At 62.1% G+C, this 433-nt stretch carries 1 protein-coding gene; it reads right to left on the reverse strand.

Translation table 11 applies throughout. The features are described from left to right. Positions 1-51: 51 nt before the first annotated feature. On the reverse strand, positions 52-433 hold a 382-nt coding region (locus ACZYY4_RS23045; RefSeq protein ID WP_463812337.1), incomplete at its 5' end, for a transposase.

The following is a 433-nucleotide window of genomic DNA, read 5'->3' on the forward strand; positions in this document are numbered from 1 at the left end:
GTGGGCTTGTCAAGATAACTGTGTAAGTGGTTGTGGCCATTGATGTTTGGGTTAGAGTGGGAGTCGGTCGGGGAATTGGATGGCGAAGGCGTTCAGCGCCTGGGTCCATCCCCAGGTTGCGGTTCCGGTGGTTGATCCTCGTTTCTGGTTGATGTTGCGGATGGCCAGATACAGCAGCTTCATCGCTGCGGCATCGGTGGGGAACGAGCCGCGGGCCTTGGTGACCTTGCGCAGCTGGTAGTTCAGCGATTCGATGGCGTTGGTGGTGTAGATGATCTTGCGGATCTCCACCGGGAACGCGAGGAACGGGGTGAACTCGGCCCAGGCACGGTCCCAGACGGCCAGTGCTCCCGGGGACTTGGTGCCCCACTGGGCCCGAAACTCCTCTAGGGCCAGGGCGGCGGCGTCTTCGGTGGCCGCGGTGTAGATCGGG

The sequence above is a fragment of the Mycobacterium sp. IDUB_21 genome, from assembly GCF_055419425.1.